Raw genomic sequence first — 26174 nt, 5'->3', positions numbered from 1 at the left:
TAATGACTACATTCTCAATATTTTTAATACTTATCGTAATCGTATCATTTTTACTGATTGTAGTAATTATGGTTCAAAATCCTAAAGGTGGCGGATTATCATCTTCTTTTGGCGGTGGTGGATCTCAACAATTAGGAGGTGTTAAGAAAACAACAGACTTTTTAGATAAAAGTACCTGGGCACTTGCTACACTTTTATTAGTATTGATACTATTATCTAATATGCTAATATAAGTTGCATAAAGAATTCTATCAAATTTTTAAAGTAGTGCTACTATAAGTTCATGATGACATTACTTTATTAATTTATTCTAAAATATACTGTAAAAATGTCGACTTGTCATAAAGTCGGCATTTTTTGTTTCAATTTGTCAGTATCTTTCCACTGGCATAATTTCTGAAATAGCATCCTACATATAATTCATTTTAACTTAAAAAATAAAAACTAATCATAATGGGAGTAAATATTAAGCCTCTTTCAGATCGCGTGGTTGTAGAACCACTTCCTGCAGAAACTCAAACAGCATCAGGATTATTCATTCCTGATTCAGCTCAGGAAAAACAACAAAAAGGTAAAGTAGTAGCAGTTGGTGGCGGTAAAGCAGACCAAAAAATGACTGTTAAAGTTGGTGACACCGTACTTTATGCGAAATATGGTCCAGACGAATTACGATTAGATGGTAAAGATTATCTAATCATGCGAGAAGAAACGATTCTTGCAATTGTTTAATACCACGCTTACAAAACACAAGTTAATTCACCCTTAATTTAAAAAATTTCGCTACTGCTATGTATAGGTATGCGAAAATCAAAAAAATAATTTATTATGGCTAAAGACATAAAATTTGATATAGAAGCACGTGATGGAATCAAACGCGGTGTGGATGCATTAGCAAATGCAGTAAAAGTAACTTTAGGACCAAAAGGTCGTAACGTGATTATTGGTAAATCTTTTGGAGCACCTGTGGTGACTAAAGATGGAGTTTCTGTTGCTAAAGAAATAGAACTAGAAGACACCTTAGAGAATATGGGTGCTCAGATGGTAAAAGAAGTAGCTTCTAAAACTAATGACCTTGCTGGTGATGGTACGACTACCGCTACTGTATTAGCACAGGCTATTGTTAAAGAAGGACTTAAAAATGTTGCTGCTGGTGCTAATCCAATGGATCTTAAACGTGGTATTGATAAAGCAGTAAAAACCATTACCAAAGATCTAGAAAAGCAAACGAAAGAAGTAGGAAGTTCTTCTGATAAAATCAAGCAAGTAGCGTCTATTTCTGCTAATAATGATGAAACTATTGGAGACTTAATTGCCAAAGCTTTTGGGAAAGTAGGTAAAGAAGGTGTAATCACTGTAGAAGAAGCTAAGGGTACAGATACTCATGTAGACGTAGTTGAAGGAATGCAGTTTGACAGAGGATACCTTTCTCCTTATTTTGTTACTAATAGTGAAAAAATGACATCGGATCTGGAGAATCCATATATCTTATTATACGATAAGAAGATTTCTGCTATGAAAGATTTATTACCTGTTTTAGAGCCGGTAGCTCAAACAGGAAAGCCCCTTTTGATCATTGCAGAGGATGTAGATGGAGAAGCATTAGCCACATTAGTAGTTAATAAATTACGTGGTGCTTTAAAAATAGCAGCGGTAAAAGCTCCTGGTTTTGGTGACAGACGTAAAGCAATGTTAGAAGATCTTGCTATCCTTACAGGAGGTACTGTTATTTCTGAGGAAAGAGGATTTACATTAGAAAATGCTACAATCGAATTACTGGGTACCGCAGAAAAAGTTGCAATTGATAAGGATAACACAACTGTGGTTAACGGTGCAGGTGAAGATGATCTAATCAAAAACAGAGTGAATCAGATCAAAGCGCAGATTGAAACTACAACATCTGACTACGATAAAGAAAAATTACAGGAGCGTCTGGCTAAATTAGCCGGTGGTGTTGCTGTATTATATGTAGGTGCTGCCTCTGAGGTAGAAATGAAGGAAAAGAAAGATCGTGTGGATGATGCACTTCATGCTACACGTGCCGCGGTAGAAGAAGGTATTGTTGCTGGTGGAGGTGTTGCTCTTGTAAGAGCTAAAGCCGCATTAAATAAAGTAAAAACTGAGAATGCAGATGAAGCAACGGGTGTACAAATCGTAAACCGTGCTATAGAATCTCCACTAAGAACTATCGTAGAAAATGCTGGAGGAGAAGGTTCTGTTGTAATTTCTAAGGTACTGGAAGGGAAAAATGATTTTGGATATGATGCTAAGACTGAAGAATATGTCGATATGCTGAAAGCAGGAATTATTGATCCTAAAAAAGTAACACGTATCGCACTAGAAAATGCTGCTTCTGTATCAGGAATGATCCTTACTACAGAATGTGCTCTAATTGATATTAAAGAAGCTGGCGGCGGTGCAGACCACGCACACCCACCAATGGGAGGTATGCCAGGTATGATGTAAGTCGTATCACAATAGCTAATTAATATAGCTTATTGTAAATAAAATTATATCAGAAGTTATAAAAAACCCATTTCGGATTCTCCGAAATGGGTTTTGTTTTTGACCCAGGTGTTATTAAAAATTCACACCGATCTCTTCAATTTAAGAATACTCCTTCACAATATTAGCAACCAGTGCCGCTGTTTTCTTATATTTTTGCTTGACTAGTAGTCTTTTTGGAGGTGCCATTCTTACCTCACAATCTGTAATCGAGCACGACTCACAAGTGACTCCTACTTTAACCGTAGGTATTTTTGCATCATTGACAAAGCTGATCTTTTTTTCTAGCGAAGGTGAAATTAAAAAACCAATTCCTATACTGCGATAATATTCTTTTCTAAAAGGATCTTTTGTTGCCGATGTAAACACCAGATACTGTTGATCAGTATCTGCATAATCCGAAATTTGTATATCAAATGAATAGTCCAGATCATTAGTAGCAGTTCGTTGCAATGTTTTAACTGCCATCCATCGCCTACAATAGTGCTCATTCAGTTCATTAGCTCTAGGTTGTTGCTGATGCGTAATATGCAGCTCTTTGACCAAACTAAATTTATCCATTCCTTTTTTATGTGTAAATCTTAAGAAGAATACATTTTGCATACCAAAATCCTTAGGCAGAATATTAGTCAATCGTTGATAAAAAGATTCTGGAGAAGCATTATAGGATTTCATAATCTTATGAAATGCTTTTTCAGAAAAACGTTTGGTTGTGAAAAGATTTTTTAAATTTTCTTTTAGATGATTTCTCGGAATAATAAGTGCTCCAGCAAAATATGAAGCATAAAAATTATGTAACACCTCTTCAAAGTTATCATACTTAATCCATGAAAAAGTATAGGGTCGTTCTTTTATTTTTAAATATTGATACCCTAATTCCTTAGCATAGATAAATGTTTTCTGAGCTTCATCTACTCGATCTGACAATAATAGCGTTTTTGTAGAAGGCACAAAAACACAACGCAGATTCTCTAATTCTTCCTGATTTGGTATTCCTGCTTCATTAATGGTATATCCATATTCTTCTTTAAGAATCTCTTCTAATTCGTCTGCTTTGATAGTGCCAGACAAGTCTAATTGATATGAATTAGCAAAACGAACTGCAGCTTCCTCCAGATCTTTAAAATAATTATTCTGAGCCTCTTGATAAGATCGCAATGATGCCAGATAAAAACCTTCTCTACTCATATTATAATGCTGAGCAATCTCTATAATGGTACTAATAAAAGCATTAACCTTAGAAGGTGCATTCGCAATGATATCAATCAAATCACTCTGTTGAATCCCAAACAGCTCTAACGGAATCTCATCCAATATGCCCGATTGCAAAATTTCACCAATAGGAGCCAGATTTTTATCCAGTTTTAAGGAGACCAAACTATCATACGGCACCTCAAATGTTTCTGCTAATTTGATAATTTTATCCGTTTTTGGATATTTTTTTCCTTTTTCTATTTCGTTTAAATACGATTTCGAAAGTCCACTTAACTTAGATAACCCAAAAAGCGATAAATCTTTTTCGGTACGTATCTGCTTGATTTTCAGACCAAAAATTAACCTAATATATTCTTCTGCTATTGCCATAATATCAAAAATAATATTTTTCGCGTAATTCCCCAAAATAAAAAATTATCAAATTTAGCGAACGTTCGCTTGTTTTGTAAAAAACTTTTTTATAGGTTTGTACACTCAAACGATATAGTTCTAAGAATTCTGATCAAATACTTCATACTACATCCTTGCTAAGCAATCCTCAGTATTGCAATTTATGAATCACTTAAATCTTAACTCGATGGAAACCAAAACAGTTCTTAGTCAAAAAATTAGCTTTGCAAAAGGGGTTAAAAATTATCATCCAGAGATTCTTACGGATGGTGCCTTAATTTTTCTAGAAGCTTTACACAATCGTTTTGAAGAAAGGCGATTAGCATTGTTGCGAAACAGAGAGCAACAACAACATTTGTTTGATATGGAAACCAGCCCGGTATTCCCAGAAAACACAAAAGAAATTCGCAATAGCGAATGGGCAGCCGCTCCTATCCCACTGGATCTACAAGATCGCAGAGTAGAGATTACAGGACCTGTTGATAGAAAAATGGTCATTAATGCATTAAACTCTGGCGCCAAAACATTTATGGCAGATTTTGAAGACAGTAATGCTCCTCTATGGGAAAATTGTCTACAGGGTCAACAAAACCTCAAAGATGCCATCAATAAAACGATTTCGCACTACGATGCTAAAAAAGACAAAATGTACCTGCTTCAAGAAGAGGTCGCTACCCTCATCGTACGTCCCAGAGGTTTACATCTTGAAGAGAAACATCTATTCATAGACGATAAAGAAATCAGCGCTTCTATATTTGATTTTGCTTTATACGCCTACCATAATCACAAAAAATTAGAGGAAAATGAAACTGGTGCCTATTACTATATTCCTAAGTTAGAGCATTTTACAGAAGCTATCTGGTGGAATGATGTAATTGATTTTACAGAATCTTATCTAGGTATGGATCACGGTGCTATAAAAGTAACTGTCTTAATAGAAACGATTACTGCGAGTTTCCAATTGGATGAAATCATTTATGCACTAAAAGATCATATCGTAGGTCTTAATTGCGGAAGATGGGACTATATATTTAGTTACATCAAAAAACTTAGAAACCACAAAGGTTTTGTAGTACCTGATCGGGATCAGGTAACAATGGCAAGTCCATTTATGGATGCATATAGTAAACGTGTTATCCAACGATGTCACAAAAGAAACATTTTAGCTATTGGTGGTATGGCAGCTCAGATTCCTATTAAAGATGATGTAGGTAAAAATGCTATCGCTTATGCTAAGGTAAAAGCGGATAAAGAACGTGAGGTAAAAAATGGTCATGACGGCACGTGGGTAGCACATCCAGGGTTGGTACCACTAGCCATGCAAGTTTTTGACATGCATATGCAGGAACCTAACCAAATGGATGTCAAAAGAAATGATATTCTGGTGACAGAGGAAGATCTTTTAGAAATACCTAAAGGAACGATTACCGAAACAGGGATTCGAAAAAACATCAATGTTGGCATCCACTACATTGCAAACTGGCTAAACGGACATGGTGCTGTAGCATTATACAATCTAATGGAAGATGCCGCTACCGCAGAGATTAGTCGTACACAATTATGGCAATGGTTAAAGGTAGAAGCAACTCTGGAGGACGATCGTATCATGACTCAGGAATTATTTGATGTTTTATTTGCTAATGAATTAAAAATCATCAAAAAACAGGTAGGAAACAAGCTCTTTATCACTGAAAACTATCAAAATGCGATTAACATTTTTAAAGAATTAGTCATCGCAGAAGAATTTGAAGAATTCTTGACAACAAAAGCATATCCATATTTATAAACAATAGTAAAATATAACGAGTTAGAAAATCGAGATTACTGCTTTTAAATCAAAGATATTATCCGGTTTTCTATTCACAATATTGACTGATTACTATACACACGTATCATCAATTAACATAAATTTTTAAAATACAAACGCCATGAATACAGAACAGAGAATAGAAGAGTTAATCATTGATTGGACTACCAATCCCAGATGGAAAAATATAGAACGTCCTTACACGGCAGAAGAAGTAATTAAACTACAGGGATCCTATAAAATTGAACATAGCATTGCACGACAAGGTGCAGAAAAACTATGGATGAAACTGCGCACTCAGCAATTTGTAGCAGGATTAGGCGCCTTAACCGGAAACCAAGCGGTACAGGAGGTTGAAGCGGGATTAGAGGCTATTTATCTAAGCGGATGGCAGGTAGCAGCAGATGCCAATGTTGCCGGACAAATGTATCCGGATCAATCTCTGTATCCTGTAAACAGTGTTCCATTAGTAGTAAAAAGGATTAATAATGCCTTATTACGTTCTGACCAAATTCAGGTAGTAAATGGCGCACCTGATCAAAAAGACTATTTAGTTCCTATTGTGGCAGATGCAGAAGCTGGTTTTGGGGGTAATCTAAATGCTTTTGAATTAATGAAAGCTATGATTGAGGCAGGTGCCAGTGGTGTACATTTTGAAGATCAGTTGAGTTCTGCTAAAAAATGTGGTCATCTGGGCGGAAAAGTATTGGTTCCCACTCAGGAAGCTATTAATAAATTAGTTGCTGCCCGTCTGGCTGCGGATGTAATGGGAACACCTACCTTAATTGTAGCACGTACAGATGCAGATGCTGCTAATTTATTAACCAGTGATGTAGATGAACGGGACAGAAAATTTATTACTGGAGAACGCACCGATGAGGGATTCTTTCATGTAAATAATGGAATTGAACAAGGAATTGATCGTGGATTATCATATGCTCCTTATGCAGACCTCATCTGGATGGAAACCAGCAACCCTGATCTGGAACAAGCGCGTAGATTTGCAAGTGCAATCCATGCTAAATATCCTGATCAGATGTTAGCCTATAATTGCTCCCCTTCTTTTAATTGGGCGGCAAAACTTTCAGTAACTGAAATGGAAACATTTCGAGAAGAACTGGCATCCATGGGATATAAATTTCAATTTATTACGCTAGCAGGATTCCATGCTTTAAACACCAGTATGTTTGAACTATCAAAAGCATATAAAGAGCGAGGTATGGCAGGATATTCTGAGTTGCAAGAAAGAGAATTCGCGTTACAAAAAGATGGATTCCGTGCTGTAAAACATCAGGGCTTTGTAGGTACTACCTACTTTGATGCGGTACAAAATACCGTAACTGCCGGGAGATCTTCTACAGTAGCTATGGAAGGCAGTACAGAGGTTGAACAGTTCTGATCAATAGCATTCTCCAGCCTTTACCTCGGGTGTAGTGAATAGAACCCAGATATAGGAAGTCTTGTTTCTATTACCTTCACTCCCTTAGGTCAAGGTAGTTCATTATAAAGGCTAATTCAATAAGACCTGTTGGGCTTTTAAAAAACCTGACGAGTCTATACTTCACAATTCTAATTTTTTTCCGATTTTTACAATTGTGCTCTTAATGACACCCTATTACAATGGGGTGTCATTTTTTATTCACACTCCCACCTGAAATCTGATATTCTAAATTTTCTGCCAGCTGTAAAATTGTAATGCCACCATTCGGTTCTAATCGTTTTAAAACCATGATTCTCCATGATTGTTTTTAATAATTTTCGATGTGCCAATACTTCTGCTGATAACTTGGTATAGGAGTGATGTGCTTCTTTTCCAAAAAAATCAAATTCAGTTCCCATATCTATGCTGCTGCCGTCTAATGTTACCAAAGAAATATCAACTGCTGCTCCTTTATTATGAATAGAGCCTCCTTTTGGATCTGCTACATACCCTGGATTAGGAAATATTTTCCACATCTTTTTCTGAACGCTATAAGGGCGATAACAATCAAAAAAACGAAGGCGATAGCCCAGCTTCATTAATGTGTCGTTTGCTTTTAGTAATGCCTTAGCTACCGGAACACGTATATAACATTTTGCACAGTCATATACCGCTTCTTTTAAAAAATTATCTGGTGTAGCATATTTCATATCTAACATAAAATCACCCGAATACTCTTCTATATTTACAAAATCACTATCTGAGATTGTATCTAATCCTGCAATCTTGATTCGATATCGCTCTTCCAGATCTTTCTTTTTCTGAGCAATTTCTTTTTCCTTCAGAAGATTTTCCTCTATTTGTAATCGTTCTTCAACCACCTTCTGATCTGCAGGTTCACTTCTTTGAATGACAGCAGTATCTTTACAAGAATAAAAAAACAACATCATTAGCCATACACAATAAAAGCATTGATATTTTTTCATAAAAATCTATTTACATTTATACCTCTCCGTTAACAACACTTCTTTTAGTGAGTTCGTAATGTGTCTATTACACTGCCGCAAGCAATCATATTACCACCAAAATAAGGATTTCTAATTTCTTTCTCTTCACTGAGCCAACTGGCACCATTAGTATGAACCATAGGACACTTCTGAACATACAAAGGATGAGCAATGTTATCTATATTTTTAACAAGTGTAATTAAATATTCATTTAAACTTATAAAATTAAGTTGTTGCTCTTTTAATGATTTATTTTTAACGAGTGCCTTTAGGACTTGTATACTCTTATCCACTAATTCTTTTTCTGCTTTACCTACATCCGGAGTTTTCAATGCATCCATTTGGCGTTCCATCTTTTCAGAAAAATCCACTACTCCTGCTATATCAGCTGAGAGTAATTCTTCTTTTAATAAAAAATATGTTGGTAATATTTTTACAAGACTATGTTGAAAACCTTCAGGTAGCTTCAAGCTCACATTTTGATTCTTGTCATCAATATTTGAACCTGACCATTTGTTTTTATCCTGATGCATCATAGATTTTTTACCTTGCAACTGAGCAGCAGCATCTACCGTAAATGTTCCATTAGTAACGATTTCATCTCCAATATTTAATCCTTCTAATATTTGATACATATCTCTTTCTGAATTCCCTAACATAACCTCCTTCATTTCAAAAATAGGTGCTCCTTGTTTTTTTACATATACTACAGACCGTTCTCCTGTCCATAAGACTGCACTTTTAGGAATAGAAATACTACCTTCTGATTTGTTATTAATTCCTACTACGATACCTTCTACAAACATTCCTGGTTTAAAGATGCTCTTTTTATTATCTAACACCGCACGAATAGAAATTGTTCTGGTTGTGGTATTTACTATCGGATCTATAAATGAAATTACTGCATCAATCTCTTTATCGGGATATGCATTTGTTCTAATAATTAATTTTTGACCTTTTTCTACTTGAGAGATTTGATTTTCATACATATCAAATGAAGCCCAAACAGTATTGAGGTTACTAACTTTAAAAATAGGATAACCATCCATAATGTGTGCCCCTTCATTCACCAAAATTTCTGTAATAACACCAGAAACATGTGAAAACACAGTCAAATTTGTCTTTATCTCTCTGGTTTTTTCTATTTCCTCAAGCTGTTTTTCTGTAATTTTCCAGTTTTTAAATTTATTTTTGACTGCATTATATAGTGCAGGCTGACTTGCTCTGGTTTTATAAGCCGTTAATAACTCTTGCTGAGCAGCAACTAATTCTGGAGCATATATCTGTGCAATCGCTTGTCCTCTCCTTACCTCTTCTCCTAATGAAGTGACATACAACTTTTCTATCCTACCATTAAAATGGGCAGGTTGCGTTGCTGTGGCATCCGCATTTTCAACAATCTTACCTGTAAGGGTTAATGAATTTGTTTCTCCTATTTGCTCTCCTCCTACAACCGTCGTTTGTATATTGGCAAGTGCCATTGCATTATCTGTCATTCTAAATTCGTCTGTACTGAGGCCTTCTGTTTGTGCATCTACCGGAATTAAATCCATACCACATAAAGGGCAATCCCCGGGTTCGGGCATCATAATCTGGGGATGCATTGCGCAAGTCCATTGCGTATCAGATTGCTCAACTTTAAGAATACTATCTGCTTTCTTTCCTGTATTCTTTGTCGCAAATATGAGGTATCCGATAAAAAAACCCACTGCTACCAAACCTAGATATACACTATATTTTTTCATACACTCATTGTTATTAACATATAGATGGACATCACTAACATCACTGAATTCTCAATAAATGTTGCCTTAGTCATAGGAAGTTTTAACGCAGTACCCAAACAAGCACATTGAATTGTTTTTTTACCTATTAAAGACCTTGTTACTCCAATAGTAGTAATTCCGAGTACTATAATCGTAGTAATTAATGCCAGTTCAATTTGAATCCGCATTAAAAATAAAATACCTAGTGCTGTCTCTATAAAAGGGTAGATCCATCCATAAGCAGGGATTATTTTTGCTAATGGATCGTACATTGCAAAAGATTGCGGAAACCCCTTTAAATCCAACATTTTAAAAAAGCTAAATACGATATAGAACAAGCCCATGAAATCTAACATAAAACTATCAGTTTGCCAAGGATCATAGTTCAACAATACGGATGCTATGCTGATATACCCGAATATCAGAAACAAAGGAATTAATTGTTGCAGTTCACCTTTTTCGTCTGTAACAGCATTGGTGATCCCATCAGAAAAGATATTTTTTTCTGCTTTTGGAGTAATCGTATATTTTTCTGGCAATGCTTGTTGTAACGTTTCAATGGCAAGGTGTTCTTCCATTTGGATACTTGCCTCTTTTTCCTCCAGATTTACTGTAGCCTTTACTACTCCAGAAATCTCATTTAGTTTTTGTTCTACCTGAGCCCTGCAGCCATTACAGGTCATATCTGAAATTTTATAACTATGTGTCATTTTATTGTCTTTTCTACACTACCACAGGTCAACATTTTATCTCCATAATATGGATTACGAACTTCTTTAGAATCAGATAACCAATATCCCCCAGCACCATCAAAAGCCATAGGACAAAACTGCTTGTACACTTCTCCTGATGTGATCGCTGCATCACTGATTAATTTTTCTGTCTCTTCTGTAAGGGTCACTAAAAAATCACGTTGTTTATCGATATTCTTATTCAGTGCAATGAGTTTAGTTACTCCACCTAGCTGCTTATATTTTTCTTCATTTGGTATAAGCGTCTCCATTTTCTTTGCTTCTGCTCTGGTTATTTCATTATTAGAATTCACTAAACCAGCTTTTATAGCAAGATATTGATGATATATAGCATTAATAGTATCATTGGTAAAAAGCACTTCGCTTTTAGTATCCGTCTTATTAATATCGATACTTTTATCTACTGATTGCTCCATTTCATTGAGAGTGGTTTCTTTTGCTTTCTTCTCTTTCCCACATGAAAGGAGTGTTGTTATAGCTATTACACATACTGCTGTCTTAATTATTGTTGTTCTCATCTTCTTATTGTTTATAATCGTTTATATTTTTTTAATTCGTTTTCTAATCACTCTATACATGACACTAATACTGTTTTCACCTTTATACCGGACTAATAACTCAACTCTTTTTCTATTATTTTTCATTAGAAAATTAGACCGTTATTATGATTATGTTAAAATTTTATAATTCAAATTAGCGAAAAATTATTCAAGTTATTTGAGCCTATTATAAAAATAGAACTGGGATTCCTCTTTAATTCAGATAATTAATAATTGCTGTCTGAATAAAATATTCTTGAATTGCTTCTACTTGTTTTATTTCAAAATCCAGTAACATCTTCTGAATTTCCAAAAGGTCGCCAAATGCTGCTTGTCCTGTTTGGTATCCTGATAGTGCAATCTCTTCAGCTTGTTTTGCCTGAATTTTATTTTTCAATTGTGTATCAAAATTTATTCTTGCTGTTATTCTATTATTTATTGCCTTTTCTAAGGTTTCTCCTAACTCATTTTGTGCGGATTCACGTTGTAGCACATAACTTTCCTGTTGTAATTCGAACTGTTTATCTCTGGATGTATATTTTCTGGAAAACAAAGGGATGGAAACAGAAACCTTTGGCATAATTATATCTTTTCCATTATCATCAAAGGTCAAATCCGGACGCTCTTCTACAATTACATAATCTAATCCTATACTTAATCCCGGCATACGCTCTTTTGTATTTACTTTCTTCTGTGCATTCATCATTTCATCAAGTGTATCATACTTTAATAATTCCGGGTGATATAAAATATCGTCTATAACCATTGTAGGTTCTTCATCAGGGATAATTAGGTTATCTGGTACGATTAAATCTTCAAAACCGTCTCTATCTAAAATCGTATTAAAACCTGTCTCTGTATTAAGCATTGTACCTTTTAGTATTTCTATCGTATTATCCAGCTCATTTAAAGCAATCTCTATTTTAAGGACGTCTACCGCAGAAGTTTTATTATTTGACACTTCAGACAGTAGGATTTCTTTATAATTCTCTATGAGTTGTTTTTGTTCTTTTAGAATTTTTTCTTTAGCTCTATATCCATATAATTCATAATACTTTTGTTTGACGCCCAATGCTATTTTTCTACTTAAAACATCGAGTTCATTTTTATAAATTTCGCTAGTAGATATTTCTTTATTTTTTCTGGCTTTTAGCGTTCCGAACCAAGGGATGGCTTGATTCGCGCTAAACATTGCTTTCTGTGCACCTGTTCTTGTTTCTGCTTCACTTATAAAATAACCTGCTCCAAAAGAAGTATTCTCATAGCTTCTCACTTCTTCCGCTTTTTCTAGTGAAGCTTCATATTCATACTTTTTTGCCTTAAGCTCAGGGTTATTTTGCTCTGCCTCATTTATATAATCTGCTAACGTTTGGCTATGAACCAGTGTCGAAAACAAAAAGGAAGCTATAAAAAACACTTTTTTACCGTACATAAAACTAAACCATTGTATACCTGTATCATTTTGTAACTTCATTGTCCTTTTAGTATTTGATTTTTCTATACCAATCATTGTATCCACTAATTTTTAATCGTCTTCGACTTTTATAATTTCTTTTTGCAAAAGACACTACTTTGTTTATTTACAAACATACTACTTAGCCACCATTACCTAGTACCATTTCTCCCTAATACCAACTCTGCTTTCCAACTAAATAATACAGGAACTACAAACAAGGTTATCAATGCAACGCACATTCCTCCAAAACCAGGTATTGCCATAGGGATCATAATATCACTACCTCTTCCTGTAGCTGTTAGCACAGGTAACAAAGCTAATAATGTAGTTGCTGTTGTCATTAGACAAGGACGAATTCTTTTTTCACCTGCTTCTATTACAGAAGTTCGGATTTCTTTTACTGTTTTTGGTTGATTTCTTTCAAAATTTTGAGTCAGATACGTTGCCATTACAACCCCATCATCTGTCGCAATACCAAATAAAGCTATAAAACCGACCCATACAGCTACACTTAGGTTAATTGTATGTATCTGGAAAAGAGTTCGTAAATTTTCTCCAAAGAATGTAATGTTCAAGAACCAATCCTGACCATATAACCAAATCATTATAAACCCACCTGCAAAGGCTACTGCTATCCCACTAAAAACCATGACAGATGTAGCCACGGACTTAAACTGAAAATATAAAATCAAAAAAATAATGAATACTGCTAACGGGATTACTACAGAAAGCGTTTTTTCTGCTCTTACTTGATTTTCGTAAGTTCCGGTAAATTGGTAATTGACCCCTTTAGGAAGTACTAATCCTCCATTTTTAATTTTCTGATCTATTAACACTTGTGCATTTTCTATCACCTCCATTTCGGCAAAACCATTTAACTTATCGAATAATACATACCCTGTTAAAAAGGTATCTTCGCTTTTGATTACCTGTGGTCCTTCTTCATATTTAATGGTCACCAATTCACTTAATGGGACTGAATTTCCGTTTGACACCGGAACATAAATATCTTTGATATCCTCCAGACTATCACGAAGTTCCCTGGGATATCGTACTCTAACCCCATATCGTTCTCGTCCCTCTACTGTTTGGGTTAACTCTATTCCCCCCAGAGCTACCTGTAACACCTGTTGAACATCTTCTATAGATACTCCATAACGTGCAATTTTATCTCTGTCTATATCAATTATGAGATATGGCTTTCCTACAATCCTATCTGCAAAAACGGCCTCTTTTTTTATACCCTTCACTTGTTTCAAAACGGTTTCTAACTGAAGTCCAAAAGTTTCTATTTCTTCTAAATTCTGACCTTTTACTTTGATCCCCATAGGTGCCCTCATACCAGTTTGCAACATAATAAGCCTGGTTTCTATTGGTTGTAATTTTGGTGCAGCTGTAATTCCTGGTAATTTAGTTACACTTACTATTTCCTGCCATATATCATCTGGAGTTTTTATATGAGGTCTCCAATTTCTATAATATTCACCGGTATCATCAGGAATTAAACTATTACCCTTCTCCAGTTTAGATCCCATGGAATTCTCGACAGCGTTCTTATTAATCCTGGTAGTATTTGGGTTCGCAACAAAATCACCATTTTTAGTTATATAAAGACCTTGATCATTTACTCTAAATCGTTGTCGAACCCCTTTTTCATTCAGCATATATTCTGGTTGGTACTGTATGATATTCTCATACATTGATAATGGTGCAGGATCTAATGCCGATTCTATCCGTCCTGCTTTACCTACAACTGTTTTTATTTCTGGAATGGTAGCTACGGCCATATCCAATTGTTGTAAAATTCTTTTATTTTCTTGTATTCCTGCGTGTGGCAAAGAGGTAGGCATCAATAAAAAGGAACCTTCATTTAGTGAAGGCATAAACTCCTTACCTGTATTTCTCATAATCAGAAAGCCCAATATTATAATGGTAACAGGTATAGATAGAAATACCATTTTATAAGTCAATGCCCACGCTAATATCTGCCCATAATAAGTTCTGAATAGCATAAAAATTCCTAGTAATGCTAAACAAATAGTACTTACAAAAAGAAAGTTCCACCCCATAGCCACATCTATGCCAAGCGGCCTCCAATATGATGCTAGTAGTAAAAGTAGTGTAAACGCTGAAACACTGATGTATATAATTTTTGTTCTATGCTCTGAAATTTTACCTCTTACTTTCAATACTTGAACACTCCCAAAAATGATAAGAACTACTCCAATAAGAACCCCCAAATAGACAGCTACTATTCCGGATATAATAAGCAACAAGCTAATAAGGTATGCCATCCTTTTTCTGACATCTCGTTTTTTAAACAAATACGCTGCAAAAGGAGGAATTAAAAATAAGGCAACGATCAGAGCAGCTATGAGTGCTGCTGTTTTTGTAAATGCTAACGGACGAAATAATTTTCCTTCTGCTCCAGTTAACGTAAAAACAGGAATAAAGCTTATAATAGTTGTGCATACGGCTGTGATAATAGCTGCTGACACCTCTGTTGTTGCATTATACACCAGCGTGTTAATAGATGCTTTATCCTTATACTCATCCAGATGTCGTATAATATTTTCGGAAAGAATAACTCCTACATCTACCATCGTACCAATAGCGATTGCAATTCCTGATAATGCTACAATATTAGCATCTACATCAAAAAGTTTCATTGCTATAAAAACCATGACAACCGCTACGGGTAATGATCCAGAAATCAATACAGATGCCCTAAGATTAAAAACCATTAAAATGATCACAAGTATGGTAATCAGAATCTCTAGCATCAGAGCTTCATTAAGCGTTCCTAATGTTTCTTGTATTAATTCTGTACGATCATAAAAGGGTACAATGGTGAGTTGAGAGTTCCTGCCATCTTTTAATATTTTAGAAGGTAATCCTTCTTTTATTTCATTGATCTTATTTTTTATATTCGTAATTACTTCCATAGGATTTGCACCATAGCGTGCTACTACAACCCCTCCAACTACTTCTGCTCCTTCTTTATCCAGAATACCACGTCTTACCGCAGGACCCAATGATACCTTTGCTATATCCTGTATCCTAATAGGAGTATATTGCTGGGATACAACCACTGACTGTTCGATATCCTTTATTGATTGTATATATCCCAAACCGCGAACTACATACTCTGCCCGATTAATTTCTAAGGTTTGTGCTCCAATATCTCGATTACTTTCTTTTACCGCTTTTACTACTTGTTGTAAATCGACACCATACTCCTTCATCACCAGCGGGTCTACATCTATTTGATATTCTTTAACATACCCTCCAATAGATGCTACTTCAGCAACTCCACCTGAAGCAGCTAATGAATTTTTAACATAATAATCCTGAATACTTCTCAATTCCTGCAGATCCCACCCTCCGGTTACATGTCCATCCGCATCCCGTCCTTCTAAGGTATACCAGAAAATTTGTCCTAATCCAGTACCATCCGGGCCTAAAGAAGGACGTATTCCATCCGGTAATAATCCAGCGGGTAAAGCATTTATTTTTTCAAGAATCCTGCTACGACTCCAATAGAATTCAATATCTTCTTCAAAAATGATATAAATACTAGAAAACCCAAACATAGAAGAACTTCTAATGGTTTTTACTCCGGGTATTCCTAATAAAGAGGTGGTTAACGGATAGGTAATTTGATCTTCTATATCCTGAGGAGACCTGCCATCCCATTTAGTAAAAACAATTTGTTGATTCTCCCCTATATCCGGAATGGCATCTACCGCAACCGGGTTTGTGGGAAGAAAATTAATATCCCATTTGAACGGCGCATGTATCAGTCCCCATCCTGTTAAAAAAAATAAAAGAAGGACTGCAACGAGCTTGTTTTCTATTAAAAACCTGATGCTTTTATTGAGCATGATATCTAAACTTATGTACTATTAATCAAAGTTAATTTGTATATTTTCTAGCGAAAACACGCAAAGGTTTTATATCTAATAGACATATAATATCTATGAGATAAAGTGATCAAGAGTCACTGCATCAAATAAGGAAAGTCTCGTAAAGAACTTGTATGTCAAGAATTCGTTCGGGAGGTGCATATTCTTCATAACCAAAAGCTATTCGTTCCCGTGTTAAACATGCAATAGTATAAGAATTACAAAAAACGGCTAGAAACTGCTGTTGAGGTATTTCTAACTGATCAAATGAAAACTTACATTCATTCTGACCTTCTATAGTTTGTACCTCATCCTTGCAACAAGATGCTTTTTCAAAATCCATCTCCAGATGATCTGAAGAATTCATCTTATTCATTCCGCAATCTTTAGCCGAAGAAAACACAGCTATATCAACTAAAAATCTACCGCAATAATGTTTTTTTACTGTAAAGGATACAGTAGAAAACACCAGCAAAAATGCCAAAAGTAAAGATGCTATTTTCTGAAACGTGGATTGCATAGGTATACAAAAGTAAACAATAAATAGAACTTAGTTAATTATTACCGTATTGCTTCAGGATTTTTAACAAAACAATACCATTTTAAAAACAAGCCTATTCAAAAAAAAATAAATACTTTTACTCGAAAAATTGTTAGGAATGCTATTTGAAAAATTAAAGCCCGAGGTTGTAAAAATCCTTGGCAAGAATGACACATCCATAACTGATAGGTTACATGAGGTTTGTCAATTACTTAAAGATACTATTACTTATTACGACTGGGTTGGATTTTACTTTAAAAATGGGGATAAAGAAGAACTTAAACTTCGCACCTATGTAGGAGAGGAAACATCTCATGAGATTATTCCTTTTGGAGCTGGAATCTGTGGTCAAGTAGCAGTCTCCAATAAAAACTTTGTCGTACCTGATGTGCAGGCACAAGATAACTATATAGCTTGCAGTATAAGTGTTAAATCAGAAATTGTAATTCCTTTATTCAAGGATGGTGAAAACATTGGCCAGATTGATATCGACTCGAATTCACGCGATCCATTTACAGAAGAAGATGAAAGATTCTTGGAATTTGTGAATCAAGAAGTAGCAACGATCTTATAGATTCAAAACTCAATAGTAAGCATCCGGTTTTTTAATTAAATTGGATATTTTAAACTATTGACAACTATTATAATTTTCTGTGAATTACTGTTTTTTTTGTAGATAGTAGTACTATATTAGAATAGTTATTATTAAAAAATAATAATAACTTAAGAACAAGAAATAATTATAATTGTCAATGAATCTTATAAAATATTCATTAATTGGGATTAATTATTCCATGCTACTTGGTTTCTTCTCCATTATTATGGGTGATAAAACGAGTTCATTTGAGTTCTGGGAAATTGTTGCCCATTTTTTAGCGACTTTTATTAAGGCTTTTCTGGTTTGGATTACCAATTATTACCTTCTATATATTGTTAAACCAAAAATTAGTAGTACGCTAACATTCATTTTTATTTTTATCATACTGAATGGATTAAATACGATAGTTGCATATTGGCTTGGAATGTTTTTGTTTCCAAAATTTGGTGTTATTGCAAGTGAAAATGGTCTCTATCTTGTCTTAAGACATCTTTTTGTCATCATCCCTACATTAATCGTTTTAAATTACCTGAATTACAGGACAATAAACCAGGATCTTCAAAACAAATACAATAAACTACAGAATCAATTTCTGGATGCCACGGTACATAATTCTAACCATATTTTAGAAAATAAGACGACTAAAAAGTATACATATAACTTTCTTGTCTTGTTTCGTAATAAGATCATTCCAATTGCTTCAGAAAACATTGCCTTTTTCCATTTAGAACACGGAAATTTATTCTTATTTACTTTTGATGACAAAAAATTTCTTTTCCAAAAAAAACTAAATAAACTAGAGAAAGAACTTGACCCTTCTAATTTTTTTAGAATAAATAGACAAAGTATTATTCATAGAAAAAGCGTGGTAGAGATGATAAGGTTAGATGACAGAAGACTAAAGATACTTGTAAATATCCCGACAGATTTTGATATTATTGTTAGCCGATCAAATGTCAATGATTTCATAGAATGGTATAACTCTAATACCTAATAACCCAAATTAGATTATCAAACTTCAAATAGTTTAAAACACTATACACTTTTCCATACAAGCGATGTTAGAGTACTATTCAACTATGATAATGTACCATTCATTTTTTTAACGTACCACTCATTCATAATTTTTTTCAATTCAAAATTTAATTTGCTTTCCTAATTATAATTATTCGGATACTTGTATTCCATATCACTAAGAAGATGGAAGGCAAAAAAACTACCTAGTTTTTATTTTGTCGAGTTTATGTCTTTTCACCATATGTTATAAAACAGTAAAAATAAAAATGTATATGAATTCGATGAGACGCCATATTTCTTATAATCGAGATTTTATAGAGCAATCAACTTATTTTATTGACAAATAATGTATTATAAATTAATTCATCTATTAGATTAAAATCATTTTTATATGAGTATTATAAAAAATCAACTAGAAAAATTAACTTTTTCATCTAGTTTACTTTTGGCTCCTTTAGCCTATAGTATTCATCATTTTGAAGAAAAAGAAGGAAACTTTAGAACTTGGAGAGCAAAATACTTTCTTAATAATAATCCACTTACTACAGAATACGTTTTTATTGTAATCACCTTTATATCAATATTATTTATTTTTTTATTTTCAATTCGAAAAAGCAAGCCTACTGCAAATGTCGTAGTTATATTTTTTATGATGTCACAGTTTATAAATGCCTTTTTTCATATTGGTGCAGGTATTTTTTTTATGGACTATAGCCCTGGAACAGTAACAGCAATACTGTTGTATATACCCATCAACTTATTAATTTTACATAAAGCAAGAACAGAAAATTGGATCTCTAAAAAAACCGCATATATTCTTATAACATTAGGTTTAATAGGCTTTAGCATCTTTGAATTAGTTGGTGGATTAGCAATTCCGGGATTGTTTATAATGGTTTTAATATATCTGATAATTCATGAAACCAGAATTTCAAAAAATCAATAACCACAAAAGATTTTTCTTAGGTAGAGTACTATGCAATGTTATAAATCAAATACTCTTGTTATTAAAATTGAATAAAAGTTATGAACAGATAACAATCAACAAGATTACAAACGATTTTAATCTAGATTATAATCCTTAACCGATGTATACTATTCCTTTAATGAATCATAGAAAAAGAAAAATAAAGATGAAATTAATTGGTAAAATAGCAGTTGTATTTGGAACCGGAATACTATTGGTTTGCGTTATTATCTATTTATTTGATTATCGTAAACCCCCTGCTTCGCCATCAGAAAACTGGCATGCTTACCTTACAGAACGTGAGCAACAACATCCACTTGCAAAATACTGGTATAAAATCACTAAACCAGATTCAGTGGTATTAGAGAGTCTTCGTAAGGGTCCTATCATTCCATCGGATATGTTAGCATGGGAAAATCGCTTAGAATTATCAAATCCTGGTTATCAAAAAGTTGAAAATGGTTGGTGTTTATTAGAAGATGGATCCGGATACGTTGCTGTCAAAACATTTTTTCCAAATGCTACTGCCAAAATGCTTGACTGGTGGTTTGTCTGGGCTCAACAAAAAGAAAATATAAGATATAAAATTTGGTATCCCGGAGCTCATTATTCAATGGCTGAAATTGATACACCGAATACATTAAAACATCCTAATGGAAAAGAAAATTGGGGCAAAAGCAGGTTTCCTGTAGAGGATGTCGGGCTTGGTGTAAGTCAAATAAGATTGGATTTTGTACCTCCTGATGAGTTTGGTTTCAATGAAGAACCTGATTCTACATCAATTGTGACAGTTAGAGTTGGATTGGCTAATGGGTTATTTAAGCATACAGATATGATACATTACATACGTCCGGTTAAAGGTGGAGTTGAAATGCGAAGCAGGTTTTGGATGGCTCGTGATTTAGAACCTATGTCTGGAGGATTGGGGCTAGCTGCTTTTTTAGCGGATAATCAATTTATAAAACGGAGAGCAATGCCTTCTTACGCTCCAAAAGAACTTGCATTTCATTGTGCTACTGAGTATAGTCAATTAGCCGGTTTTTTACCAGAGCTTTATGCAGTATATGGTCCAAAAAATTAACACATATGAAACATCTCTTAGAACACTTTATCCGGTCAGTTGTTTTCAATCATAATGAAAAGGAAATTGGAGCAATACTAAATATTTTTGAGACAAAAGTATTTGAAAAAGGGGATGTTTTTAAACAGAGCTATACAATTAGCAAAAAACTTGGATTCATTACAAGTGGTAGTGTAAAGGTTTTGATAACGCATAAAAATGGAAGTATTACGACTGCAAATATTCTTCAGGAAAATAAATTTATGATTGATTTGATCAGTATAAAAACACACAAACCAACTGCAGTGAGTATAGAGTTTTTGGAGACATCTTCTGTTCTTGTTACTTCAGTAGTTGCTATGGATAGGTTACTGAAACAAAACTTAACTTTTAATATCTTAATTAGAGAGCATATTTCAGAAATAGTGGTAGCATTAGGTAAAAGACACTTATTATTCCTCACAAGTGACTCCAGAGAACGATACCAATTTATTCTTAATAATTATCCGACTTTGATGAAAAAATTTCCTCTTCGTTTGATTGCCTCTATGATTGGAATCACTCCTACACAATTAAGCCGCGTAAGGAAAAATATAAAAAACTGATTTCTCAACAAATGTCGAGATTTTTCTAATATCTCGACATTAGTTTTGTCTCTACAAAAAAGGAGAATAATGAAAAAAACAAAAGTAAGAACGCTGTTGTCGTTGATCATCTTAACAATTACAATGAATGCATGCGCTCTATTACATCCTTATGAAAATGTGAAATCAAATAAAAAAATTTCATTTGAAGATTTTGAACCTTCTGATTCGGATGTATATCCCGTATCCATACTAAATATTGATTCTTTAGAAGAGGTGACCATTGTAGAGCAAGGCATTCCTATTACTATGAGTGATGGTGTATCCTTATATGCAAATGTATTCCGTCCTAAAACAGAAGGACGTTATCCCGTTGTAATGTCATTTACAGCACGCGGCAAAGACAGAGGTCCCGAGGAGTATCCAGCTGTATTAAAAGCTGAATATACAGATGATTTTACCCTAGGGCCTTTTGAAGTTAGTCCCTGGACCATGTGGGAAGCACCCGATCCAGCGTTTTGGTTAAAACATGGATATGCCGTAATTCAGGTAGATTCTCGCGGGTATCATCAATCTGAAGGAGCGGCTACTCTATTTGATGACCAAAATGTTAAGGATTTCCATGAAGCTATTACTTGGGCAGGAACACAGCCCTGGAGTAATGGCAATGTGGGACTAAATGGCGTATCGTATTTATCGATTGCTCAATGGGTTGCTGCCAGTAAAAATCCTCCTTCTTATCTAAAAGCTATCATACCGTGGGAAGGTAATACAGATCCCTACCGAGAAGTACTATATCATGGTGGAATTCCTGAAACAGTGTTTACTGAATTCTGGATGAAAAGAGCTAATAATTGGGCTAATAAAAAAAAGCCTCTTCCTTCATATTTTATTTTTAAACAGGCACAAAAAACACCAAAGCTCTTAAAAAAGATTTCGTCTAGGTCATTCATTCATTTAAATACTGTTGAAGTCCCTGCTTTGGTTTGTGCTACTTGGTCTGATCAAGGATTGCATTCGCGCGGTTCTTTTGAAGCATATAAAAAGATTTCTTCAAAAAATAAATGGATGTATACTCACGGACGTTCTAAATGGGCAGTTTATTATAGTGAAGATGCACTTACGTATCAAAAAAACTTTTTTGATTATTTCTTAAAAGGTATTGATAATGGCTTTGATAGTACTCCTGCAGTTCGTCTGGAAGTAAGAGAAAACTTAGAAAAGTATCAAGTGCGCTACGAAGATTCCTGGCCAATTGAGGGAACTGAATATAGAAAAATGTATTTAGACGGAAACTCTAATATGCTTCAAACTGAACCTGTAAGCAATAACAAAACTGTTGATTACCAACCCTTTGAAAGTAATGTAAGTTTTACATATACATTTGATAAAGACACAGAATTAAGTGGCAATATGAAACTAAAACTTTGGGTTTCTACAAGCAAAGGTTCTGATATGGATCTATTTGTTGCTATAAAAAAACTTAATACCTTAGGTAAAGAAGTTCATTTCTATGGAAAACTTGGTCATAATAAAAGCCCTGTTTCTTTGGGCTGGTTGCGCGTTTCGGAGCGTGAGTTAGATCCAATAAAATCTACTCCCTGGCAACCTGTTTTAACCCATCAAAACACTCAAAAAATAAATAGAAACGAGATTGTACCTGTAGAGATTGAAATCTTGCCAAGTAGTACTTTATTCAAAAAAGGAGAATCCTTTCAGGTAGTTATTCAGGGAAAAGACTTCTTTAGCCATCCTTCTTTAGGCCATAACTCTTCGGTTAACAAAGGAACACATATGATTCATACAGGAAATAAATTTGATTCACACATATTGATTCCGGTTATTCCTAACTAATTATTTCATTATAAAATTTCAAAAATATGTTCGACAAAAATTCAATTAACTTGATATGTATAATATCCTTACTGTTTGTTTCCACTGAACTTTTCTCTCAGTACACTTTACAAGGCATTTGGAATTCAGGTAAAGATAACACTATGATTGAGGTCACAGAATCAAACGGAACAATCGTAGGAAAAATAAAATCCTCTGATAAAAAGGATATTGAATTAGGTAAAGTTATACTAAAAGACCTGAAAAAAGAAGATAATACGTGGGTAGGCAGCATCTATGCTCACCAACGTAAAGAATGGTATGATGTTGAGATTTCTCCTCAAGACAACGTGCTTCAATTAAAAGTAAGTGTTGGTTTTCTTAGTAAGACTTTAATATGGAAAAAAACAAAAGGATGAAATCGTTAAGACTTACTCTGTATTCTCTATTTATTTTTGTTTCAACCATCTTCAGTCAAGATTTTGAGTTAGCAGGAATTAAATATCTAAATTATCCTGCTATTGATAGCAACGACTTTTCTATACAAGAATTTGGAGCTTTTATAAACATCCCCACTAAGCTTAAAAATGATAAAACGATATTAATCAATGGTCTCTTTTATGGGCAAGTTCGGATCAATGATCTAAAAAATCACATATCCATCATAGACCAGGAATTAGTACTACACTCAATTAGTTATCGATTTATGTTGCTACATAAATTTAATAAAAAATGGGCTTTTATTGGAGTATTAGAACCTACTTTAGCTTCTGATTTTGAATCTTCGTTATCTTCTGATGATTTGGTTCTTCAGTCTATGGCAATAGCCTCTAAAACAATAAACACAAAACTTAACGTAGGTGCCGGTCTTCTCTATAGTACGAGGTTTGGACAACCTATGGTGATTCCTGTTATGCCGATAAAGTTCAATTCAAATAAGCATAGAATAAATGCCTTGCTTCCTACAAGAGTATTATATGCCTATGAAGCAACACATAATTTTGATATCGGGATAAAAGCCGCTGTGAATGGAGCGAACTTTAATCTTACAGGGTTTTCAAATCAAATTGATGATGTTAATAAAGTTAATTACACCAGAGCTAATATAGGGCCTGTGATATATTACAAACCAAAAAAAAAAATAACTCTTGAACTTACAGGAGGCATTAGTACTAACCGTAGATACAATCTGGTACAGGAAAATGAGGATGTGATAGAGACAACATTGCCTACTCAAGCTTTCTTTAATCTTGGATTAGTGATTAAACCTGATATAAATGACTGATATAGTAATTTCTGTATTTAAGACTTCTATATGTGAAAAGGAGCTAATAAAACTGTCATCGGTTTTGAATCAAATTGATTCTATAATTAATTGGAATACGGATTTAGAAGATTGCGATAATATTCTTAGAATTGAAAGTGAAGCAATTATTGCCGATAAAGTTATAAAACTTCTCAGTGGGATAGGATTTTTTGTTGAAGAATTGCTAGACTAATGTAAAAATTAAAGGAATTAAGATCGAGCTACATAGGTTTATATTTCTTAGTAAAAATTTAAGTTTTTATATTACACTTGATTGATTTTATTAGTAAAAAATGTATACAACCCACACAAGGGTAAGTAAAAGATGATCATCAATTTGATGAATAGCGAAGAATTCATTATGTTATAGCAATAAATAATTAGAAAAGTAACCATCAAATGAGATTTAAAGGCAAAGTTATATGGATAACAGGAGCTTCTTCTGGCCTCGGTGAATCTATGGCACGAGCTTTCAATGCTGAGGGAGCAAATGTTATTTTATCCGCTAGAAATGTAAAAGAATTAGAAAGAGTAAAAAATTCTTTTACAAATAGTGATGCCCAATCCATAATAATACCTTTTGACGTTCAAAAATATAATGAAGCAGAAACTATTGCTCAAATTGCCATTAAAGCTTTTGGCAGAATAGACATATTGGTAAACAATGCTGGTATAAGCCAACGTAGCCTTGCCAAAGACACCTCCTTTAAAGACGAACTCACAGTGATTGAAGTGGATTTAATTGGGACCATTGCTCTGACTAAAGCTGTTCTTACAGAAATCATTAAACAGAAAGGACAAATTGTGGTTATTAGTAGTGTGATGGGTAAAATCAACACTAAATATCGTACTGCATATGCAGCGGCTAAACATGGCGTAATAGGCTACTTTGAATCTTTACGGTTAGAAATGATGGAAGAGGGAGTCAATGTGTTGACTATTTTACCTGGATTTATTGCTACTAATATTGTTAAAAATGCCATAGGAACCACTTATAAAATCACACATAACAGTCAAAACAATTTAGGACTTCAACCGGACGTATTTGCAAAAAAAGCACTGGCTTCTATTCATAAGCGTAAAGCCTACGTATATATTGGAGGATATAAAGAAAAAATGGCTATGTTATTGAAGCGATTGTCTCCTTCTTTATTTGACAAGATTATTGTGAACCAAAAGGTTACCTAATGGGAATGCAAGATTAAAAAAAGTAACCGTTATAGAAGCTTATATAAAGTTAACGTGCATCTAAAATTAATAAACCAGCCTAGCCTACTCTATATCTTTCTTTACAACAGATTAGATGAGAATCAATGAATGTAAATCCAAAGAGTATAATACTCCCCATTTTTAAGACAGCTATTTAAATTGTAAATTTAAAACTGTACATATGAAAAAATCGAGAAGAAAATTTAGTTCTGCATTCAAAGCAAAGGTTGCTTTGGAAGCTATCAAAGATCAACTTACTCTGCAGGAAATCGCCTCAAAGTTTGACATTCATCCTTCCCA

At 34.1% G+C, this 26174-nt stretch carries 23 protein-coding genes and 1 pseudogene; 16 read left to right on the top strand and 8 right to left on the bottom strand.

Annotation, left to right across the window (positions count from 1 at the left end):
- Nucleotides 1–2: 2 nt before the first annotated feature.
- The 3 genes and pseudogenes from secG to groL all read left to right on the top strand — a co-directional run.
- Nucleotides 3–230 (top strand): annotated as a pseudogene (gene secG / locus ABD816_RS12035) (preprotein translocase subunit SecG); the annotation flags it as partial.
- Nucleotides 231–453: 223 nt separating this feature from the next.
- Complete coding sequence (locus ABD816_RS12030) at nt 454–729, top strand: co-chaperone GroES (protein WP_344927661.1); 276 nt, start codon at nt 454–456, stop codon at nt 727–729.
- A 96-nt stretch (nt 730–825) separates the two neighbouring features.
- Nucleotides 826–2463, top strand: coding sequence for a chaperonin GroEL (gene groL / locus ABD816_RS12025; protein ID WP_344927659.1), 1638 nt, complete (start codon nt 826–828; stop codon nt 2461–2463).
- Nucleotides 2464–2604: 141 nt separating this feature from the next.
- Here groL and ABD816_RS12020 read toward each other — a convergent pair whose 3' ends face one another.
- On the bottom strand, nt 2605–4086 hold the full coding sequence (locus ABD816_RS12020) for a helix-turn-helix domain-containing protein (RefSeq protein WP_344927894.1): 1482 nt from the start codon (nt 4084–4086) through the stop codon (nt 2605–2607).
- Nucleotides 4087–4294: 208 nt separating this feature from the next.
- On the opposite strand from ABD816_RS12020, the gene aceB reads away from it, so the two are divergent.
- Entirely contained in the window at nt 4295–5893 is a 1599-nt protein-coding gene (gene aceB / locus ABD816_RS12015) for a malate synthase A (RefSeq protein ID WP_344927657.1), read from the top strand.
- A 142-nt stretch (nt 5894–6035) separates the two neighbouring features.
- Nucleotides 6036–7313 carry an isocitrate lyase gene (aceA, locus tag ABD816_RS12010; protein ID WP_344927655.1) on the top strand — a complete coding sequence of 426 codons (1278 nt, stop codon included), beginning with the start codon at nt 6036–6038 and terminating at the stop codon, nt 7311–7313.
- 236 nt (nt 7314–7549) lie between these two features.
- Here aceA and ABD816_RS12005 read toward each other — a convergent pair whose 3' ends face one another.
- The 7 genes from ABD816_RS12005 to ABD816_RS11975 form a co-directional block, all read right to left on the bottom strand.
- The gene (locus ABD816_RS12005; protein WP_344927654.1) at nt 7550–8320 is read right to left on the bottom strand and encodes a M15 family metallopeptidase; all 771 of its coding nucleotides are present in this window, start codon (nt 8318–8320) and stop codon (nt 7550–7552) included.
- A 44-nt stretch (nt 8321–8364) separates the two neighbouring features.
- Nucleotides 8365–10086, bottom strand: coding sequence for an efflux RND transporter periplasmic adaptor subunit (locus ABD816_RS12000; RefSeq protein ID WP_344927653.1), 1722 nt, complete (start codon nt 10084–10086; stop codon nt 8365–8367).
- Entirely contained in the window at nt 10083–10817 is a 735-nt protein-coding gene (locus ABD816_RS11995; RefSeq protein ID WP_344927651.1) for a heavy metal translocating P-type ATPase, read from the bottom strand. Before ABD816_RS11995 ends, ABD816_RS12000 begins: the two co-directional genes overlap by 4 nt.
- Nucleotides 10814–11377, bottom strand: coding sequence for a DUF3347 domain-containing protein (locus ABD816_RS11990; protein ID WP_344927650.1), 564 nt, complete (start codon nt 11375–11377; stop codon nt 10814–10816). The genes ABD816_RS11995 and ABD816_RS11990 overlap by 4 nt, the downstream gene beginning before the upstream one ends.
- A gap of 235 nt (nt 11378–11612) precedes the next feature.
- A complete protein-coding gene (locus ABD816_RS11985; protein WP_344927649.1) occupies nt 11613–12872 on the bottom strand; it encodes a TolC family protein in 1260 nt (419 codons plus the stop codon).
- Nucleotides 12873–13003: 131 nt separating this feature from the next.
- Nucleotides 13004–16738 (bottom strand): efflux RND transporter permease subunit, encoded by a 3735-nt coding sequence (locus ABD816_RS11980; protein WP_344927648.1) that lies wholly within the window; start codon nt 16736–16738, stop codon nt 13004–13006.
- 124 nt (nt 16739–16862) lie between these two features.
- Nucleotides 16863–17279: an HYC_CC_PP family protein gene (locus ABD816_RS11975; RefSeq protein WP_344927645.1), complete on the bottom strand. Its 417-nt coding sequence runs from the start codon at nt 17277–17279 to the stop codon at nt 16863–16865.
- 139 nt (nt 17280–17418) lie between these two features.
- On the opposite strand from ABD816_RS11975, the gene ABD816_RS11970 reads away from it, so the two are divergent.
- The 11 genes from ABD816_RS11970 to ABD816_RS11920 form a co-directional block, all read left to right on the top strand.
- Complete coding sequence (locus ABD816_RS11970) at nt 17419–17874, top strand: GAF domain-containing protein (RefSeq protein WP_344927892.1); 456 nt, start codon at nt 17419–17421, stop codon at nt 17872–17874.
- Nucleotides 17875–18052: 178 nt separating this feature from the next.
- Nucleotides 18053–18892 (top strand): LytR/AlgR family response regulator transcription factor, encoded by an 840-nt coding sequence (locus tag ABD816_RS11965; protein ID WP_344927644.1) that lies wholly within the window; start codon nt 18053–18055, stop codon nt 18890–18892.
- 414 nt (nt 18893–19306) lie between these two features.
- Nucleotides 19307–19861 carry an HXXEE domain-containing protein gene (locus ABD816_RS11960; protein WP_344927642.1) on the top strand — a complete coding sequence of 185 codons (555 nt, stop codon included), beginning with the start codon at nt 19307–19309 and terminating at the stop codon, nt 19859–19861.
- 187 nt (nt 19862–20048) lie between these two features.
- Nucleotides 20049–20963 (top strand): DAPG hydrolase family protein, encoded by a 915-nt coding sequence (locus ABD816_RS11955; RefSeq protein WP_344927639.1) that lies wholly within the window; start codon nt 20049–20051, stop codon nt 20961–20963.
- Between the two features lie 5 nt (nt 20964–20968).
- Nucleotides 20969–21547, top strand: a complete 579-nt coding sequence (locus tag ABD816_RS11950) for a Crp/Fnr family transcriptional regulator (protein WP_344927638.1) — start codon at nt 20969–20971, stop codon at nt 21545–21547.
- A gap of 69 nt (nt 21548–21616) precedes the next feature.
- The gene (locus tag ABD816_RS11945) at nt 21617–23380 is read left to right on the top strand and encodes a CocE/NonD family hydrolase (RefSeq protein WP_344927636.1); all 1764 of its coding nucleotides are present in this window, start codon (nt 21617–21619) and stop codon (nt 23378–23380) included.
- A 26-nt stretch (nt 23381–23406) separates the two neighbouring features.
- Nucleotides 23407–23778: a DUF2147 domain-containing protein gene (locus ABD816_RS11940; protein WP_425549117.1), complete on the top strand. Its 372-nt coding sequence runs from the start codon at nt 23407–23409 to the stop codon at nt 23776–23778.
- Nucleotides 23775–24644: a DUF6268 family outer membrane beta-barrel protein gene (locus ABD816_RS11935; RefSeq protein ID WP_344927632.1), complete on the top strand. Its 870-nt coding sequence runs from the start codon at nt 23775–23777 to the stop codon at nt 24642–24644. The genes ABD816_RS11940 and ABD816_RS11935 overlap by 4 nt, the downstream gene beginning before the upstream one ends.
- Nucleotides 24637–24858, top strand: a complete 222-nt coding sequence (locus ABD816_RS11930; RefSeq protein WP_344927630.1) for a hypothetical protein — start codon at nt 24637–24639, stop codon at nt 24856–24858. Before ABD816_RS11935 ends, ABD816_RS11930 begins: the two co-directional genes overlap by 8 nt.
- A 206-nt stretch (nt 24859–25064) precedes the next feature.
- On the top strand, nt 25065–25853 hold the full coding sequence (locus ABD816_RS11925) for an SDR family oxidoreductase (protein WP_344927628.1): 789 nt from the start codon (nt 25065–25067) through the stop codon (nt 25851–25853).
- 202 nt (nt 25854–26055) lie between these two features.
- On the top strand, nt 26056–26174 hold a 119-nt coding region (locus ABD816_RS11920; RefSeq protein WP_344926186.1), incomplete at its 3' end, for a transposase.

The organism is Aquimarina addita (assembly GCF_039539305.1).
GTDB lineage: Bacteria > Bacteroidota > Bacteroidia > Flavobacteriales > Flavobacteriaceae > Aquimarina > Aquimarina addita.
The sequence above is the reverse complement of the archived record's forward strand: the minus strand, read 5'-3'. Positions and strand labels throughout refer to the sequence as shown.

Bases quoted from the DNA above. Each gene is read 5' to 3' on its own strand.
- ABD816_RS11945 (WP_344927636.1), top strand. From the start codon at position 21,617: ATGAAAAAAACAAAAGTAAGAACGCTGTTGTCGTTGATCATCTTAACA.
- ABD816_RS11925 (WP_344927628.1), top strand. From the start codon at position 25,065: ATGAGATTTAAAGGCAAAGTTATATGGATAACAGGAGCTTCTTCTGGC.
- ABD816_RS11955 (WP_344927639.1), top strand. From the start codon at position 20,049: ATGAAATTAATTGGTAAAATAGCAGTTGTATTTGGAACCGGAATACTA.
- aceA (WP_344927655.1), top strand. From the start codon at position 6,036: ATGAATACAGAACAGAGAATAGAAGAGTTAATCATTGATTGGACTACC.
- ABD816_RS11960 (WP_344927642.1), top strand. From the start codon at position 19,307: ATGAGTATTATAAAAAATCAACTAGAAAAATTAACTTTTTCATCTAGT.
- ABD816_RS11935 (WP_344927632.1), top strand. From the start codon at position 23,775: ATGAAATCGTTAAGACTTACTCTGTATTCTCTATTTATTTTTGTTTCA.
- ABD816_RS11950 (WP_344927638.1), top strand. From the start codon at position 20,969: ATGAAACATCTCTTAGAACACTTTATCCGGTCAGTTGTTTTCAATCAT.
- ABD816_RS11980 (WP_344927648.1), bottom strand. From the start codon at position 16,738: ATGCTCAATAAAAGCATCAGGTTTTTAATAGAAAACAAGCTCGTTGCA.
- groL (WP_344927659.1), top strand. From the start codon at position 826: ATGGCTAAAGACATAAAATTTGATATAGAAGCACGTGATGGAATCAAA.
- ABD816_RS11965 (WP_344927644.1), top strand. From the start codon at position 18,053: ATGAATCTTATAAAATATTCATTAATTGGGATTAATTATTCCATGCTA.
- ABD816_RS12020 (WP_344927894.1), bottom strand. From the start codon at position 4,086: ATGGCAATAGCAGAAGAATATATTAGGTTAATTTTTGGTCTGAAAATC.
- ABD816_RS12005 (WP_344927654.1), bottom strand. From the start codon at position 8,320: ATGAAAAAATATCAATGCTTTTATTGTGTATGGCTAATGATGTTGTTT.
- ABD816_RS12030 (WP_344927661.1), top strand. From the start codon at position 454: ATGGGAGTAAATATTAAGCCTCTTTCAGATCGCGTGGTTGTAGAACCA.
- ABD816_RS11970 (WP_344927892.1), top strand. From the start codon at position 17,419: ATGCTATTTGAAAAATTAAAGCCCGAGGTTGTAAAAATCCTTGGCAAG.
- ABD816_RS11990 (WP_344927650.1), bottom strand. From the start codon at position 11,377: ATGAGAACAACAATAATTAAGACAGCAGTATGTGTAATAGCTATAACA.
- ABD816_RS11940 (WP_425549117.1), top strand. From the start codon at position 23,407: ATGTTCGACAAAAATTCAATTAACTTGATATGTATAATATCCTTACTG.
- ABD816_RS11930 (WP_344927630.1), top strand. From the start codon at position 24,637: ATGACTGATATAGTAATTTCTGTATTTAAGACTTCTATATGTGAAAAG.
- ABD816_RS11995 (WP_344927651.1), bottom strand. From the start codon at position 10,817: ATGACACATAGTTATAAAATTTCAGATATGACCTGTAATGGCTGCAGG.
- ABD816_RS11985 (WP_344927649.1), bottom strand. From the start codon at position 12,872: ATGAAGTTACAAAATGATACAGGTATACAATGGTTTAGTTTTATGTAC.
- ABD816_RS11975 (WP_344927645.1), bottom strand. From the start codon at position 17,279: ATGCAATCCACGTTTCAGAAAATAGCATCTTTACTTTTGGCATTTTTG.
- ABD816_RS12000 (WP_344927653.1), bottom strand. From the start codon at position 10,086: ATGAAAAAATATAGTGTATATCTAGGTTTGGTAGCAGTGGGTTTTTTT.
- aceB (WP_344927657.1), top strand. From the start codon at position 4,295: ATGGAAACCAAAACAGTTCTTAGTCAAAAAATTAGCTTTGCAAAAGGG.